The sequence below is a fragment of the Trinickia sp. genome (genome assembly GCF_051953955.1).
GTDB lineage: Bacteria > Pseudomonadota > Gammaproteobacteria > Burkholderiales > Burkholderiaceae > Trinickia.
Genome location: NZ_JBQCIF010000112.1, coordinates 1 through 14,550, shown reverse-complemented (window position 1 = coordinate 14,550; position 14,550 = coordinate 1). Strand labels below are relative to the sequence as shown.

Sequence of the window (14,550 nt, the reverse complement as noted above, 5' to 3'; positions counted from 1 at the left end):
AAGAGGCCAACGCCGCCAGGCGGACTAGGAGAACACGATGGATCCGGCCATCAAAACCGTCGAATTCGACAAGCCGCGGGACGGCGCCGTCTGCGGCGTCGGTCACGCTTGGGCGAAAGTGCCGCCTGCACCGACACCTGAGGAGCGCGTCCATTTGAAGGCACGCGTGCGCGAGTTGCTCGCGCGCGAGAAGGCCGTTCTCGTTGCGCATTACTATGTTGACGCGGAACTGCAGGAACTGGCCGACGAAACGGGCGGGTGCGTCGCCGATTCGCTCGAAATGGCGCGCTTCGGTCGTGATCACGAGGCGCAAACGCTGGTCGTGGCGGGCGTGCGGTTCATGGGCGAGACGGCTAAGATCCTGAGTCCCCGCAAACGCATTCTGATGCCCGATCTCGATGCGACGTGCTCGCTCGATCTGGGCTGTCCCGCAGACGAATTTTCGGCGTATTGCGATGCGCACCCCGATCGCACCGTCGTCGTCTACGCCAACACGAGTGCGGCGGTAAAGGCCCGTGCCGATTGGATGGTCACGTCTTCGATCGGTCTCGAGATCGTTGCCCACCTCCACGCGCGCGGCGAAAAAATTCTTTGGGCGCCCGATCGCCATCTCGGCGACTACATTCAGCGGCAGACGGGCGCGGACATGCTGCTCTGGCAGGGGTCCTGCCTCGTTCACGACGAGTTCAAGGGCATCGAACTCGATTTGCTACGCGCGGAGCATCCAGGGGCGAAGGTGCTCGTGCACCCCGAATCGCCCGCGAGTGTCGTGGCACAAGCGGACGTCGTCGGCTCGACCACGCAGTTGATCGACGCGGCCACGCGGATCGACGCGACGCAATTCATCGTGGCGACCGACCTCGGCATCTTGCACAAGATGCGGATGGCGGCGCCCGGCAAGACGTTCATCGCCGCGCCGACGGCCGGCAACAGCGCCACCTGCAAGAGTTGCGCGCATTGCCCTTGGATGGCGATGAACGGGCTCGCGAATCTGGTGGAGGTGCTCGAACGCGGCCACAACGAGATCTTCGTCGATGCGGCGATCGGCGAGCGCGCGCGGCTACCGATCGATCGGATGCTTGCGTTCGCTGCCGCTCACAAGAAGCGTGTGCAGGCAAGCGGCGACCTCGCCCGCGATACGGCGTTGTTCGCGGGCATCGGGCCTGCTTGACGCGTGCCCGCGTGCTCTCGCCCCCCCCGTCCAACCTATTCGCATCGTGCCGAGGAGGCCGAACCGGCGCGGCAGATGAAACAACGGAGTCAATACCGTGCAAGAAGCAACGTTGAGTGACGGCGCCGTTTCGCCGCTTTTCGCCGAAATCCGCGCGCGCTACGGTGCGGCATTCGATGCGGCGCTCGAGCGCAACGTCGCGGACGCCCTCGCAGAGGATGTCGGCGACGGCGATCGCACGGGGCGCCTCGTACCGGCCGATTCGATCCGCAACGCGCGCATTCTCGTGCGTGAAGAAGCCGTGCTTTGCGGGGTGCCTTGGTTCGTCGCCGTCATGCGGCAGGTGGACCCGTCGATCGAGATCGACTGGCGCTACCGCGAAGGCGACGTCATGACGGCCGATTCGGCTGTCTGCTTTCTGCGCGGTCCGGCGCGGTCGCTGCTGACGGCCGAACGAAACGGCCTGAACTTCCTGCAGTTGCTATCGGGCGTCGCAACGGTCACGCGGCGCTATGTCGATGCCGTCGCGGGTACGCGCGCGCACATCCTGGATACGCGCAAGACGCTTCCCGGCTTGCGCCTCGCGCAAAAGTACGCCGTGCGCGTCGGTGGCGGCGCGAATCACCGTCTCGCGTTGTACGACGGGATTCTCATCAAAGAGAACCACATTGCCGCGGCCGGCGGTGTCGGTGCGGCCTTGGATGCGGCCTATGCGCTCGATGCCGGCGTACCGATTCAAATCGAGGTCGAGACACTCGAACAATTGGAGTCGGCGCTCGCACATCGCGCCGAGTCGGTTTTGCTCGACAACTTCTCCTTCGACGCGATGCGCGATGCGGTCAAGCTCACGGCCGGGCGCGCGCTGCTCGAAGTATCGGGCGGTGTAAATTTCGATACCGTGCGCACGATTGCCGAAACGGGCGTCGATCGCATTTCGATCGGCGCGCTGACGAAAGACGTGCGCGCGACCGACTACTCGATGCGCTTGATTTAAGAAATCTTACGGTTCGGCACCCGTTCGGGCGAGAGGACGGTCGGCAATGCCTTGGGCAGCGCGGACGGCCAATCGCGCGAAAAATGCAGGCCGCGGCTCTCGCGGCGCGAGCGCGCGCTCTCGACGATCAACGAGGCCACGTCGACGAGATTGCGCAGTTCGAGCAGGTCCCGGCTCACCTTGAAGTTCGCGTAATACTCCTGAATTTCATCGCGCAGTAGCGCGATGCGGTGCTTGGCGCGCGCGAGCCGCTTGTCGGTCCGCACGATGCCGACGTAATTCCACATGAGCCGGCGCAGCTCGTCCCAATTGTGAGCGACGACGACCTCTTCGTCGGGATCGGACACACGGCTTTCGTCCCAGTCGGGCAGCGGCGCATGGCCGGCGGCATCGAATCCTTCGCGCTCGATTGCGTTGGCGGCCGAGCGGCCGATGACGAGGCATTCGAGCAGTGAATTGCTGGCGAGCCGGTTCGCGCCGTGCAGGCCCGTGCACGATGTCTCGCCGACGGCATACAGGCCCGCCAAGTCGGTGCGTCCGGCCAAATCGGTGACGACGCCGCCGCACGTATAGTGTGCCGCGGGCACGACGGGAATCGGATCTTTCGTGATGTCGATGCCGAACTCCAGGCAGCGCGCGAGGATCGTCGGGAAGTGTTCGTGCAGGAACGCCGCCGGTTGGTGGCTGATGTCGAGATAGACGCAATCGATGCCGCGCTTCTTGATTTCGAAGTCGATCGCGCGAGCGACGATGTCGCGCGGCGCGAGCTCGGCGCGTTCATCGTGAGCGGGCATGAACCGCGTGCCGTCGGGCAAGACGAGCTTGCCGCCTTCGCCGCGCACGGCCTCCGTGATCAGGAAAGACTTTGCGTAGGGGTGAAACAGGCACGTCGGGTGGAACTGGATGAACTCCATGTTCGAGACGCGGCAGCCCGCTCGCCATGCCATCGCGATGCCGTCGCCGGTCGCGGTATCGGGGTTGGTCGTATACAAATAGACCTTCCCGGCGCCGCCGGTCGCAAGGATCGTATGCGGTGCTTCGAGCGTCACCGTGCGGCCGCCGGCCAGATCGAGCGCGTAAAGGCCATGACAGCGGCGGCCCGGCAGGCCGAGGCGATCGGACGTGATGAGGTCGATCGCGTAATGGTCTTCGAGCAGCGTGATGTTCGGGTGCGAGCGCACGCGCTCGGACAGCGTCGCGACGACCGCGTGGCCGGTGGCATCGGCCGCATGGATGATGCGCCGGTGGCTGTGGCCGCCTTCTCGGGTCAAATGGAAGCCGAGCTCCGCGGCATCGTCGCGCGTGAACGGTACGCCTTGCGCGATCAGCCATTCGATCGCGGCTCGGCCGTGCTCGACGATGTAACGCGTGGCGGCCTCGTCGCATAGGCCGCCTCCTGCCACGAGTGTATCGTCGACATGGTTTTCCACGCTGTCGGCCGAATCGAGCACTGCGGCAATTCCGCCTTGCGCCCAGTCGCTCGCGCCTTCGGTCATCGATCGCTTGGCGATGACGGCGACACGCCGCTTGTCAGCGAGATTCAATGCGAGCGTCAAGCCTGCGAGCCCGCTGCCAACGATTACGACGTCGAAATTCATCTGCAAGTCCTTGTTCCAGCCCCGCTTGCACCCATTGCCATGGCCGGTTGAAAACGCGCGGGTAAGCCGGTGAGCATACCGCGCCCGCATCGGCAATGGGTAGTGGACAACAAAAAGCCCCGCACACGGCGGGGCTTTGGAGAGTCTTTCGACTCGCAGGAAACCGATCGAGCGCGATTACTTGATCTTCGTTTCCTTATACGCCACATGCTTGCGGGCGACGGGATCGAACTTCATGATCTCCATCTTTTCCGGCATGTTGCGCTTGTTCTTCGTCGTGGTATAGAAGTGACCCGTGCCTGCGGTCGACTCCAGCTTGATCTTGTCGCGTGCGCCCTTGGCCATGACTTACTCCTTAGATTTCGCCGCGTGCGCGCAGATCGGCGAGCACGGAATCGATGCCGTTCTTATCGATGAGGCGCAGACCGGCGTTCGACACGCGCAGGCGCACGAAACGGTTTTCGCTTTCCACCCAGAAACGGCGGTATTGCAGGTTCGGCAGGAAGCGCCGCTTCGTCTTGTTGTTCGCGTGGGAAACGTTGTTGCCGCTCATCGGCGCTTTCCCAGTTACTTGGCATACGCGTGCCATATGAGAGCACTCCTAAAACGCTTAAATTCGGGGTTCAAGCCTGGGTCGGGCCTAACAGGAAAGGTCGACACCGCCGCTTATCTCGCCGTTCCTAGCATGAACGGGGCACCGGCCGCATGGCGCGTGGCCCCGATAAAGCTGCTAAGCCGCGTGAAAGCGATGGATAACCGATGGCGGGCGGCCCAAATTGGGCACGGGAAGCCGATCAGCAACCAGTCGCGGCGACCTTCCCCCAAGCTTCTGAACGGGGTTGGAAACAGGCAGACGGCGATTCTAGCAGAAAAAGCGCCGAAAAATCAAACCGAATTTGCGTTCGCTTGCGGCGGCGCTGCTCGTTCGCGGCCGGAGGGCGGCAGAGCGCGCCGCGGAAGGCGTGGCGGAAAGCGGGAAGAAGGCCTCGGGCACAGCGTTCAAAGCCAGCCAGCGTGCGCGAACGAAAAGACGTCGTGACGGCCGACCACGAGGTGATCGACGAGCCGCACGTCGATCAGCGCCAGCGCATCGCGCAGCACCTGCGTGAGCTGGCGGTCGCTCGCGCTCGGGTGGACGGCGCCGGACGGGTGATTATGCGCGACGATGAGGCTCGCCGCGTTGGTGTCGAGCGCGCGGCGCACGATCTCGCGCGGGTAGACGGCCAGGCGAGTGAGCGAGCCGCGCGACGTTTCCTCCGTCTCGATCAGCCGATGGCGCGCATCGAGGTACAGGCAGACGAATACTTCGTACGGCCGCGCGCCGATCAGCAAGCGCACGTAATCTTGCACGGCCGATGTCGAATCGACGAGCGGCTGCTCGCGCACCTGCTCGGCCAGGGCGCGGCGTGCCATTTCGACGACCGCGAGCAAAACCGCCGTCTTCGCCGGCCCGATGCCGCGCAGGCCGTGGAAATCGGCGGGCGTGGCGTCCAGCATCGCGCGCAGCGACCCGAAACGCTCGAGCAGCGAGCGCGCGACCTCGAAAACGTCATGGCCGGGCAGGCCCGAACCGAGAAAGATCGCCACGAGCTCGGTGTCGGACAACACGGCCGGCCCGGCGCCGAAGAGCCGCTCGCGCGGCATGTCGCGTGCCGTGCCCGGGCGAGGGCGGCACGCGCGCGCGGGCACCGGCACCGGCACCGGCACCGGCACCGGCGCGGGCATCGGCATCGGCATCGGCATGGGCATCGGCATTGAAACGACGGAACCATCTAGCATCAACAGATCTCCCAGTAGTGGTTTTCGAGCGGGCGGGCGAGCCCGCCTTCTAGGGCGTGCGCGCCGCGCGACGCCAGGTGGCTTACAATAGAGCCTTTGCGCGGGACTGCGTGCCGCGGGCAGTCGTCCGCCAAGGCGGACGCCCCGGGGCCCCGGAGCCACGGGCAGCCCCATGCGGCGCGTCCGTGCGCTGCGTACGTTTGCCCCCAATGCAGCCTTCGCGCGACGCGGCGGGCCGCCCCGCGCAATCGCGTTTGCCCAACGAGCGACTCCATGAGCATCATCGATATTTCAGAAGTGAAAGCCGGCTCGCATGTCACGCTTCACTACCGGCTCGCACTTGCCGATGGCGCCGACATCGTCAACACCTTCGGCGACAAGCCGGCAACCTTGCTGCTCGGAGCCGGACAACTGGCCGAGCCGCTCGAGGACATTCTCATGGGGATGAAGACGGGCGACCACTCGACCTTCCAGCTAGGCGAGGGCGCGGCGTTCGGCCCGCGCAATCCCGAGCTCATCCAGCGCGTCTCGCTCGCCACCTTGCGCGAGAACGGCATGGTCGGCGAGGATTTTGCGCCGGGCGATCTGATCGAGTTCAATGCGCCCGGCGGCGGCCGCTATGCCGGCGTGCTCAAGGAAATCGGCGAAACCTCGGCATTGTTCGACTTCAATCACCCGCTCGCCGGCCAGGCGCTGACGTTCGAAGTGCACATCATCGGAATTCTGTAGACATGAGCCTCACGGATACCACGCTCGCCGCTACCGAGGCGGAAATCCTGCTGGCCCAGCCGCGCGGCTTTTGCGCGGGGGTCGATCGCGCCATCGAGATCGTCGAACGCGCGATCAAGCTGTTCGGCGCCCCGATCTACGTGCGCCATGAGATCGTCCACAATGCCTATGTGGTCGAGGATCTGCGCAAGAAGGGCGCGGTGTTCATCGAGCAGCTCGAGGAGGTTCCCGCGGGCAGCACCGTGATTTTCAGCGCGCACGGCGTCTCGAAATCGGTGCGCGAGGAGGCCGAGGCGCGAGGCCTGCGCATCTATGACGCGACGTGCCCGCTCGTCACGAAGGTTCACATCGAAGTGGCGAAGATGCGCCAGGAGGGGCTCGACATCGTCATGATCGGCCACAAGGGGCATCCCGAAGTGGAGGGGACGATGGGGCAGTGCGGCGAGGGCATGTATCTCGTCGAAAGTATCGAAGACGTCAATGCGCTCGAGGTCGACGATCCCGCGCGCATCGCCTTCGTCACGCAAACGACGCTGTCGGTCGATGATGCCGCCGATATCATCGCCGCGCTGAAGGCGCGCTTCCCCGAAATTCGCGAGCCGAAGAAGCAGGACATCTGCTATGCGACGCAGAACCGGCAGGACGCCGTGAAGTTCATGGCGCCGCAATGCGATGTCGTGATCGTCGTCGGCAGCCCGAACAGCTCGAACTCGAACCGGCTGCGCGAAGTCGCCGAGAAGCGCGGCGTGCCCGCCTATATGGTGGATTCGCCGGATCAGATCGAGCCGGCTTGGGTCGCAGGCAAGCTGCGCATCGGCGTCACCGCCGGGGCTTCCGCCCCCGAGGTGCTCGCACAAGCCGTCATCGGGCGTTTGCGCGAACTCGGTGTGCGCAACGTTCGCGCCCTCGAGGGAATCGAGGAGAACATCGCTTTCCCGCTGCCGCGTGGGCTGACCCTGCCGAATTGACGATCCGACGATCTCGAAAACGCACCGTGTTCCGGCGGCGCCCGCGCGTTCGCGCGGTAATTCAACTGCTCGTGGTTTTCCCTAATCCCCTTTTTGTTGTCCCGAAAAGCGCGCTTCTCTCCGGTGCGCTTTTTTATTTTCCGCTGGCCCGCGCACGCGAAGGTTGCTCCCAATAAACGCTCAAACGTTGCAACTCGGTTGCGCCGTGCACCAAATAAGGGTCTCAAAAAAAGGTTGCAATGCAGGAAAACCCTGGCGAGTAAGCATATTGGCCTTTCGGCAATTGGAGTTACAATGCGCGCGTCCTCAAGATCCCTGGATCTTTTGGCAACGGTATCGAGCAAGGCGCGGGAGACCTAGTTAATGCAAGTCAAGTTTGCTTACGCCGCATTCGGCATCACGAAGGGCGGCGAGGCGAGCACCGGTGTCGCGGCATGGGCCGTCGCGGCGCCGGCGAATCCGACGGCGGCTATCGTCACTTTCGGGCAGACCGCGCGGTTGGCGGCGAGCCTGGCGTCCTTCTGCCGGGACAAAGAAAACAACAAGCTAGCGGCGTCGCGGTCGAAGAGAGACACGCGGCCCGTTCGCCCGCATCGGCAAGCGCCTTCGCGCAAGCCGGCGCCGGCGATTCTCCCCACCCGCATCGGATGCGCTCGAGCGAGCGCAGGCGGGTATGGCGGAACGTTTTCGGCGAGTGTGTTGCCTGCCGCGCAGGCCGCATTCGAAATCGGAGCAACAATCCTTGCGGGCGGCGTGCGTGCCGGCAAGGGGATGCCGTCCGCGCCGCTTTGGCGGCGGCATCATGTCGGTGGGCTGGCGGATTCGATGCCGGCGAGCCGACACCAGGATGCAGACTTCGCGCAGGATGGCGAAGACCGCTTCCGCACGCTGGCGCCGGTTGCCGCTTGTGCGGTGTCGGGCGCAAAGCAGTGCGCTGCCTCGATCGAGGTGCTCAAGACGCTGAAGGCGAGGCCCGCCGCGCATGCAAGTGCGCGCAAGGCCTTTGCCACCTTCGGTGCCGGCGGCAACTCGCGAGACGGCGCCATTACGCTTCACGACCTCAAGGACAGCGTACCCGCGGTCCTCGACGTCGCGAACGTGTAGTGACGGAGCATGACAACGCGACGGCACCGGATACCCGACGGTGCCGTTTTTGCATCCGCCTCACCGGGTCTGCCGCCGAATCACGGCTTCAGCGGTATCCGTGAGGTGGCCGACCCTTACCGGTTTTTTTATCAGTACCCGCAGTGCCGTTGCGGTTTTCGTAGACCGTCCGCGTTACAACCGGCGTGAAGCGAAGATCCAGTCGCACGGGCTAAGGAGCTTTAAATGGATATCTTCATCCAGCAGATCCTCAACGGGCTGGTGCTTGGTAGCGTTTACGCCATCATCGCACTCGGCTATACGATGGTGTACGGCATCTTAGGCATCATCAACTTCGCTCACGGCGACGTTTTGATGGTGGGCGCAATGGTCGCGCTATCGACCATCACGGTGCTGCACAATCACTTCCCTGGGCTGGGCAACATTCCCACGCTCATCATCGGGCTCGTCGTCGCCGCAGTCGTCTGCGCGATCGTCGGGTACGTGATCGAGCGGGCCGCGTACCGGCCACTGCGCCGCGCACCGCGCCTGGCTCCGCTGATCACCGCCATCGGCGTATCGATCCTGCTGGAAACGCTGGCCATGATGATCTGGTCGCGCAACCCGCTGCCGTTCCCGCAGCTGATCTCGACCGATCCGCTCAACGTGATCAAGGCCACCGACACGAGCGTCGGCGCCGTGATCTCGGCCACCGAAATCACGATCATCGTCGTCGCCTTCCTCGTGATGGCCGGCCTGCTCCTGCTCGTGCACAAAACGAAGCTCGGCCGTGCGATGCGCGCGATCGCCGAAAACCCGAACGTCGCAAGCCTGATGGGCGTGAACCCGAACTTCGTGATCTCGGCCACATTCATGATCGGCTCCGCGCTGGCCGCGTTGGCGGGCGTGATGATTGCCTCGGAATACGGCAACGTCCACTTCTACATGGGCTTCATCCCCGGCATGAAGGCGTTCACGGCGGCGGTGCTCGGCGGGATCGGCAACCTCGGCGGCGCGATGGTCGGCGGCGTGGTGCTCGGCCTCATCGAACAGCTGGGCGCCGGCTACATCGGCAACCTGACCGGCGGCGTCTTCGGCAGCAACTATCAGGACGTGTTCGCATTCATCGTGCTGATCATCGTCTTGGTGTTCCGTCCGTCGGGCCTGCTCGGCGAACGTGTCGCGGATCGCGCGTAAGGGCAAGGAGCAAAGCAAAATGACTTCCATTCAACCGATCGAGCCGTCCACGACGCTCATCCCCGAGAAAAATGCCACCAAAACGCTCGTCGTGGGTGTGCTGACGGCAATCTTCGTCATTGCAGCACCGATGATCATCGGCGCGGCGGGCGGCAACTACTGGGTGCGCGTGCTCGACTTCGCGATGCTCTACGTGATGCTGGCGCTCGGCCTGAACGTCGTCGTCGGCTTCGCCGGCCTGCTCGACTTGGGCTATATCGCGTTCTACGCGGTGGGCGCCTATACGGCGGCACTGCTGACGTCGCCGCATCTGTCGAACCAGTTCGCGTGGATCCACAACATCTGGCCGAACGGTCCGCACTTCTCGTATTTCCTGATCGTGCCGATCGCAATGGGCTTGGCCGCGCTGTTCGGCGTGCTGCTCGGCGCACCGACGCTGCGTTTGCGCGGCGACTACCTGGCGATCGTGACGCTCGGTTTCGGGGAGATCGTCCGGATCTTCATGAACAACTTGGATCGTCCGATCAACATCACGAACGGGCCGCAGGGCATCACGGGCGTCGATCCGGTGCACGTGGCCGGCTTCAGCCTCGCGCAAACGCACACGATCTTCGGCATGCAACTGCCGTCGGTTTACCTCTATTACTACCTGTTCGTGCTCTGCTCGCTGTTCGTGATCTGGGTTTGCACGCGCTTGCAGCACTCGCGCATCGGCCGCGCCTGGGCGGCCATTCGCGAAGACGAAATCGCCGCCAAGGCGATGGGCATCAACGTGCGTAACGTGAAACTGCTCGCCTTCGCGATGGGTGCGTCGTTCGGCGGTTTGTCCGGCGCGATGTTCGGCGGCTTCCAAGGGTTCGTTTCGCCCGAGTCGTTCACGTTCTGGGAATCGGTCGTGGTGCTCGCTTGCGTCGTGCTCGGCGGCATGGGCCACATCCCCGGCGTGATTCTCGGCGCCGTGCTGCTCGCCATCTTCCCCGAGTTCCTGCGCTCGACGATGGGCCCGCTGCAGCATTGGCTGTTCGGCCATCAGATCCTGGACACGGAAGTGATCCGTCAGCTGCTCTACGGCCTGGCGATGGTGCTCATCATGCTGTATCGCTCGGAAGGCCTGTGGCCCGCGCCGAAGCATGAGGACAAGATCGCGAAACTGGCCAAGCGCAACGCGAAGAAGCCGGTGCGCGCGTAACGATCGCAGACAGCTGTGCAGGAGGCCCGAGTCGGTGCTTGCGCACCTTCTCCGGCCGACACAGGAGAACTTATATGAGCAACAAAAGCATTCGTTTGTCCGTCAGCGGCGTCAACAAACGCTTCGGCGGTCTGCAGGCCCTCTCGGACGTGGGCCTCAAAATCGAGGAAGGCACGATCTATGGCTTGATCGGCCCGAACGGCGCCGGCAAGACCACGTTCTTCAACGTGATCACCGGGCTGTATACGCCCGATTCGGGCGACTTCAAGCTCGACGGCAAGGACTACACGCCGACGGCCGTTCACCAGGTGGCCCAGGCCGGTATCGCCCGCACGTTCCAGAACATTCGTCTGTTCGGCGGCATGACCGCGCTCGAGAACGTGATGGTGGGGCGCCACGTGCGCACCAAGCACGGCTTGATCGGCGCGGTGCTGCAAACGCCGGCCGAGCGCAAGGAAGAGCGCGAGATCCGCGAACGCGCGATCGAGTTGCTCGATTACGTCGGCGTGCTGCAATACGCCGATTACACGGCGCGCAATCTCTCGTACGGCCACCAGCGCCGCCTCGAGATTGCCCGTGCGCTCGCAACCGATCCGAAGCTGCTGGCGTTGGACGAGCCGGCGGCCGGGATGAACGCGACGGAAAAGGTCGAACTCACGCGTCTTTTGGAAAAGATCCGCGACGACGGCAAGACGATTCTGTTGATCGAACACGACGTGAAGCTGGTGATGCACCTGTGCAACCGCATGACGGTGCTCGACTACGGCAAGGTGATCGCTGAAGGTCTGCCGCAAGACGTGCAGAAGGACCCGAAGGTGATCGAGGCATATCTGGGCGCGGGGGTCCACTGATGGCTACGGCAATGTTGAAAATCAAGGGCCTGCAGGTCAATTACGGCGGCATCCAGGCAGTCAAGGGCGTCGACATGGAAGTCGCGCAGGGCGAGCTCGTTACGCTGATCGGCGCGAACGGCGCGGGCAAGACGACGACGATGAAGGCCATTACGGGCCTGAAGGCGTACGCCGCCGGCGACATCGAGTACATGGGAGAGTCGATCAAAGGCATGCAGCCGCACGACCTGCTCAAGCGTGGCTTGGCGATGGTGCCGGAAGGCCGCGGCATTTTCGCGCGCATGTCGATTTTGGAAAACATGCAGATGGGTGCCTATCTGCGCAACGACAACGATGGCATCGAGAAGGACGTCGAGCGCATGTTCGGCTACTTCCCGCGCTTGAAGGAGCGGGCGAAGCAACTGGCCGGCACGCTCTCGGGCGGCGAGCAGCAGATGCTGGCGATGGCGCGCGCGATCATCAGCCGTCCTAAGCTTCTGCTGTTGGACGAGCCGTCGATGGGCCTCTCGCCGATCATGGTCGAGAAGATCTTCGAAGTCGTGCGCGACATCTCGAAAGAAGGCCTGACGGTTCTGCTCGTGGAGCAGAACGCGCGTCTCGCGCTGCAGGCTGCCAATCGCGGCTACGTGATGGACTCCGGCATGGTCACGATGTCGGGCGATGCGAAGCAAATGCTCGACGATCCGAAGGTGCGAGCAGCGTATCTCGGCGAGTAGTATCCTCTCTCGCGCCCGTGCTACCCGCACGGGCGCTGTCAATGGGCCGACACGGCCCGCTAGTCGTGCCATCCAAACCCGATCTACAAAAAGGGGATTACAACAGTGATTAAGTCGCTTCTCACCGGCTGCGCAGCGGCAGCCGCGCTCTCGTTCGCACTCTGCAATGCCGCCCAGGCCGACACGATCGTCAAGATCGGCCACGTCGCGCCGCTCACGGGCGGTTCGGCTCACCAAGGCAAGGACAATGAAAACGGCGCTCGCCTCGCGATCGAAGAGATCAACGCGAAGGGCCTCGTGATCGGCGGCCAGAAGGTGACGCTCCAGCTCGACCCGCAAGACGACGCAGGCGACCCGCGCACGGCGACGCAAGTTGCGCAAAAGCTCGTCGACGACAAGGTCGTTGCCGTCGTGGGCCATGAAACGTCGGGCACGTCGATCCCCGCATCGAAGATCTACAGCGATGCCGGCATCGTGCAGATCTCGCCTTCGGCGACGAATCCGAAGTACACGCAGCAAGGCTTCAAGACGACGTACCGTGTCGTTGCGACCGATGCCCAGCAGGGCCCGGCGCTCGCGAACTACGCGGCGAAGGATCTGCATGTCAAGAAGGTTGCGATCGTCGACGACTCCACGGCGTACGGCCAAGGTCTCGCGCAGGAATTCGAGAAGGCCGCGAAGGCAGCCGGATTGAACGTCGTTTCGCACGACGCGACGAACGACAAGGCCGTGGACTTCCGCGCGATTTTGACGAAGATCAAGGGCGAAAACCCTGACGCGATCATGATCGGCGCGATGGATGCGACGGGCGGCCCGTTCGCGAAGCAAGCGAAGCAGTTGGGCTTGCGCGCGAAGATCCTGGCCGGCGACGGCGTTTGCACGGCCAACATCGCCGATCTGGCCGGCCCCGCTGCCGACAACATCTTGTGCTCGCAAGCCGGTGTCGGTCTCGACCAAATGGCCGGCGGTGCCGCATTCGCCGCGAAGTACAAGAAGCGTTACGGCCAGGATGTCGTGCTGTACTCGCCGTACACGTACGATGCCGTATACATCGTCGTCGATGCAATGAAGCGTGCGAACTCGACCGATCCGGCCAAGATCCTCGCCGAGATGCCCACGAGCGACTACAAGGGTGTGATCGGCGAGACGACGTTCGATGCCAAGGGCGACCTGAAGCACGGCGTCATCTCGATCTACGGCTACAAGGAAGGCAAGCGCACGTTCATCAATAAGGTTTCGATGTAAGTTTGCTTCCGCTCGTTCTTTCGGCCGCTTGGCCGAGGCCTCGATTCCGATCAGTAGGTTAGATCCAGGCCGCTGTAAAAAACCGCATGTGTGATGGGCGCATGCGGTTTTTTTTATGATTCGACATGTCGCCATGACGACGCGATGAAATCGTATTCATTTGCTGTCTTAAACGTTTGCGCGGCTCTCCGCCGCAGCTAAAGACGGCTTCGGCTTTGGTTTGGCTTCCGTTTGCTGGAGTTTTCATTCTTCACGCAAAGCGCTTGCGCCTCGTACGAGGAATGCTGCATAATCGCGCCCCTACAAGTATTACAAATTTTTACTCCGATTCGCGGGCCGTCGTAACGGGGAAGCTCATCTTGGTTGCATTGTCGTTCCTTTGGGAAAGTCGTTGTCGTTTGCGAGTGCCGGTGATTGCGTTTCTATCGCGTCTCACTGTTCATCATCGCGCGCGCATTGAATACCTGATTAATTCCGGTGTCGGGCGAATTGCGCTGTTCGCCTGTGTGATCCCTTTCATCGTTGCTTCGCCCCAAGCGCGGGCTTTCGATATTCTGCGAACGTCCACGGGAGTGCCGACCGTCAAGATCGATAGGCTCCGGTACACGCGTTACGGCTATCTCACTGGGAAGGTGTCGAAGTGCGGAACGATGCCACGCGGGACCGAAAGCAAGGGTTGTTTTACTCGATCCGTTTGCGGATGTCGAGCAACCGGCTGCGGATTGAAGGGAAGGGGGTGAGTCTTTCGCGGGCATGTCCGCCACGGCGGAAGTGAAGAGCGGGAGGCGGCGGGTGGGGGAGTATTTCTTGAGTCCTCTCGTCGAGTATGGCGGCGAGAGTTTGAAGGAGCAATGAGGGCCTAGCGCTACGGTGCTCCCTGCCCTCAATCTAAAGCTGGAGGATATTTTGAACTATACGTTTCGATTTCCATACCTGGCGTTGATCATCTCGTTGCTCTCGATGATGCCTTCTTCATATGCGGATGTCCTTGAGAATCGGACTTCAACCGAGATGAGACCCGTTGAGTTCG

General features: G+C 63.0%; 14 protein-coding genes. 10 read left to right on the top strand and 4 right to left on the bottom strand.

What is annotated here, in order from left to right; genetic code table 11:
- Positions 1-37 precede the first annotated feature (37 nt).
- Positions 38-1,171 (top strand): quinolinate synthase NadA, encoded by a 1,134-nt coding sequence (gene nadA, locus ACTHNZ_RS20610; protein ID WP_440544430.1) that lies wholly within the window; start codon positions 38-40, stop codon positions 1,169-1,171.
- 112 nt (positions 1,172-1,283) lie between these two features.
- Entirely contained in the window at positions 1,284-2,165 is an 882-nt protein-coding gene (gene nadC, locus ACTHNZ_RS20605) for a carboxylating nicotinate-nucleotide diphosphorylase (protein WP_440544445.1), read from the top strand.
- On the opposite strand, the gene nadB is transcribed toward nadC, so the two are convergent.
- From nadB to radC, 4 genes are all read right to left on the bottom strand, one after another.
- Positions 2,162-3,763, bottom strand: coding sequence for an L-aspartate oxidase (gene nadB / locus ACTHNZ_RS20600; protein ID WP_440544429.1), 1,602 nt, complete (start codon positions 3,761-3,763; stop codon positions 2,162-2,164). The genes nadC and nadB overlap by 4 nt on opposite strands.
- Before the next feature lie 177 nt (positions 3,764-3,940).
- Entirely contained in the window at positions 3,941-4,108 is a 168-nt protein-coding gene (rpmG, locus tag ACTHNZ_RS20595) for a 50S ribosomal protein L33 (protein ID WP_004185395.1), read from the bottom strand.
- A gap of 10 nt (positions 4,109-4,118) precedes the next feature.
- Positions 4,119-4,352, bottom strand: a complete 234-nt coding sequence (gene rpmB, locus ACTHNZ_RS20590; RefSeq protein WP_115537552.1) for a 50S ribosomal protein L28 — start codon at positions 4,350-4,352, stop codon at positions 4,119-4,121.
- Between the two features lie 410 nt (positions 4,353-4,762).
- A complete protein-coding gene (gene radC / locus ACTHNZ_RS20585; protein WP_440544443.1) occupies positions 4,763-5,506 on the bottom strand; it encodes a RadC family protein in 744 nt (247 codons plus the stop codon).
- A gap of 309 nt (positions 5,507-5,815) precedes the next feature.
- On the opposite strand from radC, the gene ACTHNZ_RS20580 reads away from it, so the two are divergent.
- The 8 genes from ACTHNZ_RS20580 (at position 5,816) to ACTHNZ_RS20545 (ending at position 13,520) form a co-directional block, all read left to right on the top strand.
- Positions 5,816-6,271: an FKBP-type peptidyl-prolyl cis-trans isomerase gene (locus ACTHNZ_RS20580; protein WP_440544428.1), complete on the top strand. Its 456-nt coding sequence runs from the start codon at positions 5,816-5,818 to the stop codon at positions 6,269-6,271.
- Positions 6,272-6,273: 2 nt separating this feature from the next.
- Positions 6,274-7,239, top strand: a complete 966-nt coding sequence (gene ispH, locus ACTHNZ_RS20575; RefSeq protein WP_440544427.1) for a 4-hydroxy-3-methylbut-2-enyl diphosphate reductase — start codon at positions 6,274-6,276, stop codon at positions 7,237-7,239.
- Positions 7,240-7,602: 363 nt separating this feature from the next.
- Positions 7,603-8,343, top strand: coding sequence for a hypothetical protein (locus ACTHNZ_RS20570; protein WP_440544426.1), 741 nt, complete (start codon positions 7,603-7,605; stop codon positions 8,341-8,343).
- Positions 8,344-8,568: 225 nt separating this feature from the next.
- Complete coding sequence (locus ACTHNZ_RS20565; protein WP_440544425.1) at positions 8,569-9,519, top strand: branched-chain amino acid ABC transporter permease; 951 nt, start codon at positions 8,569-8,571, stop codon at positions 9,517-9,519.
- Positions 9,520-9,538: 19 nt separating this feature from the next.
- Positions 9,539-10,708 carry an ABC transporter permease subunit gene (locus ACTHNZ_RS20560; protein WP_440544424.1) on the top strand — a complete coding sequence of 390 codons (1,170 nt, stop codon included), beginning with the start codon at positions 9,539-9,541 and terminating at the stop codon, positions 10,706-10,708.
- Between the two features lie 74 nt (positions 10,709-10,782).
- Positions 10,783-11,559 carry an ABC transporter ATP-binding protein gene (locus tag ACTHNZ_RS20555; protein WP_440544423.1) on the top strand — a complete coding sequence of 259 codons (777 nt, stop codon included), beginning with the start codon at positions 10,783-10,785 and terminating at the stop codon, positions 11,557-11,559.
- On the top strand, positions 11,559-12,275 hold the full coding sequence (locus ACTHNZ_RS20550) for an ABC transporter ATP-binding protein (protein WP_440544422.1): 717 nt from the start codon (positions 11,559-11,561) through the stop codon (positions 12,273-12,275). Before ACTHNZ_RS20555 ends, ACTHNZ_RS20550 begins: the two co-directional genes overlap by 1 nt.
- Positions 12,276-12,380: 105 nt before the next feature.
- Complete coding sequence (locus ACTHNZ_RS20545; RefSeq protein WP_440544421.1) at positions 12,381-13,520, top strand: branched-chain amino acid ABC transporter substrate-binding protein; 1,140 nt, start codon at positions 12,381-12,383, stop codon at positions 13,518-13,520.
- The last annotated feature ends 1,030 nt before the right edge of the window (positions 13,521-14,550 follow it).

Coding starts and splice junctions, on each gene's coding strand:
- nadB (WP_440544429.1), bottom strand. CDS start 3,763: ATGAATTTCGACGTCGTAATCGTTGGCAGCGGGCTCGCAGGCTTGACG.
- rpmB (WP_115537552.1), bottom strand. CDS start 4,352: ATGGCACGCGTATGCCAAGTAACTGGGAAAGCGCCGATGAGCGGCAAC.
- ACTHNZ_RS20580 (WP_440544428.1), top strand. CDS start 5,816: ATGAGCATCATCGATATTTCAGAAGTGAAAGCCGGCTCGCATGTCACG.
- ACTHNZ_RS20570 (WP_440544426.1), top strand. CDS start 7,603: ATGCAAGTCAAGTTTGCTTACGCCGCATTCGGCATCACGAAGGGCGGC.
- ACTHNZ_RS20555 (WP_440544423.1), top strand. CDS start 10,783: ATGAGCAACAAAAGCATTCGTTTGTCCGTCAGCGGCGTCAACAAACGC.
- ACTHNZ_RS20565 (WP_440544425.1), top strand. CDS start 8,569: ATGGATATCTTCATCCAGCAGATCCTCAACGGGCTGGTGCTTGGTAGC.
- ACTHNZ_RS20550 (WP_440544422.1), top strand. CDS start 11,559: ATGGCTACGGCAATGTTGAAAATCAAGGGCCTGCAGGTCAATTACGGC.
- radC (WP_440544443.1), bottom strand. CDS start 5,506: ATGCCGATGCCGATGCCGATGCCCGCGCCGGTGCCGGTGCCGGTGCCG.
- nadA (WP_440544430.1), top strand. CDS start 38: ATGGATCCGGCCATCAAAACCGTCGAATTCGACAAGCCGCGGGACGGC.
- rpmG (WP_004185395.1), bottom strand. CDS start 4,108: ATGGCCAAGGGCGCACGCGACAAGATCAAGCTGGAGTCGACCGCAGGC.
- ACTHNZ_RS20560 (WP_440544424.1), top strand. CDS start 9,539: ATGACTTCCATTCAACCGATCGAGCCGTCCACGACGCTCATCCCCGAG.
- ispH (WP_440544427.1), top strand. CDS start 6,274: ATGAGCCTCACGGATACCACGCTCGCCGCTACCGAGGCGGAAATCCTG.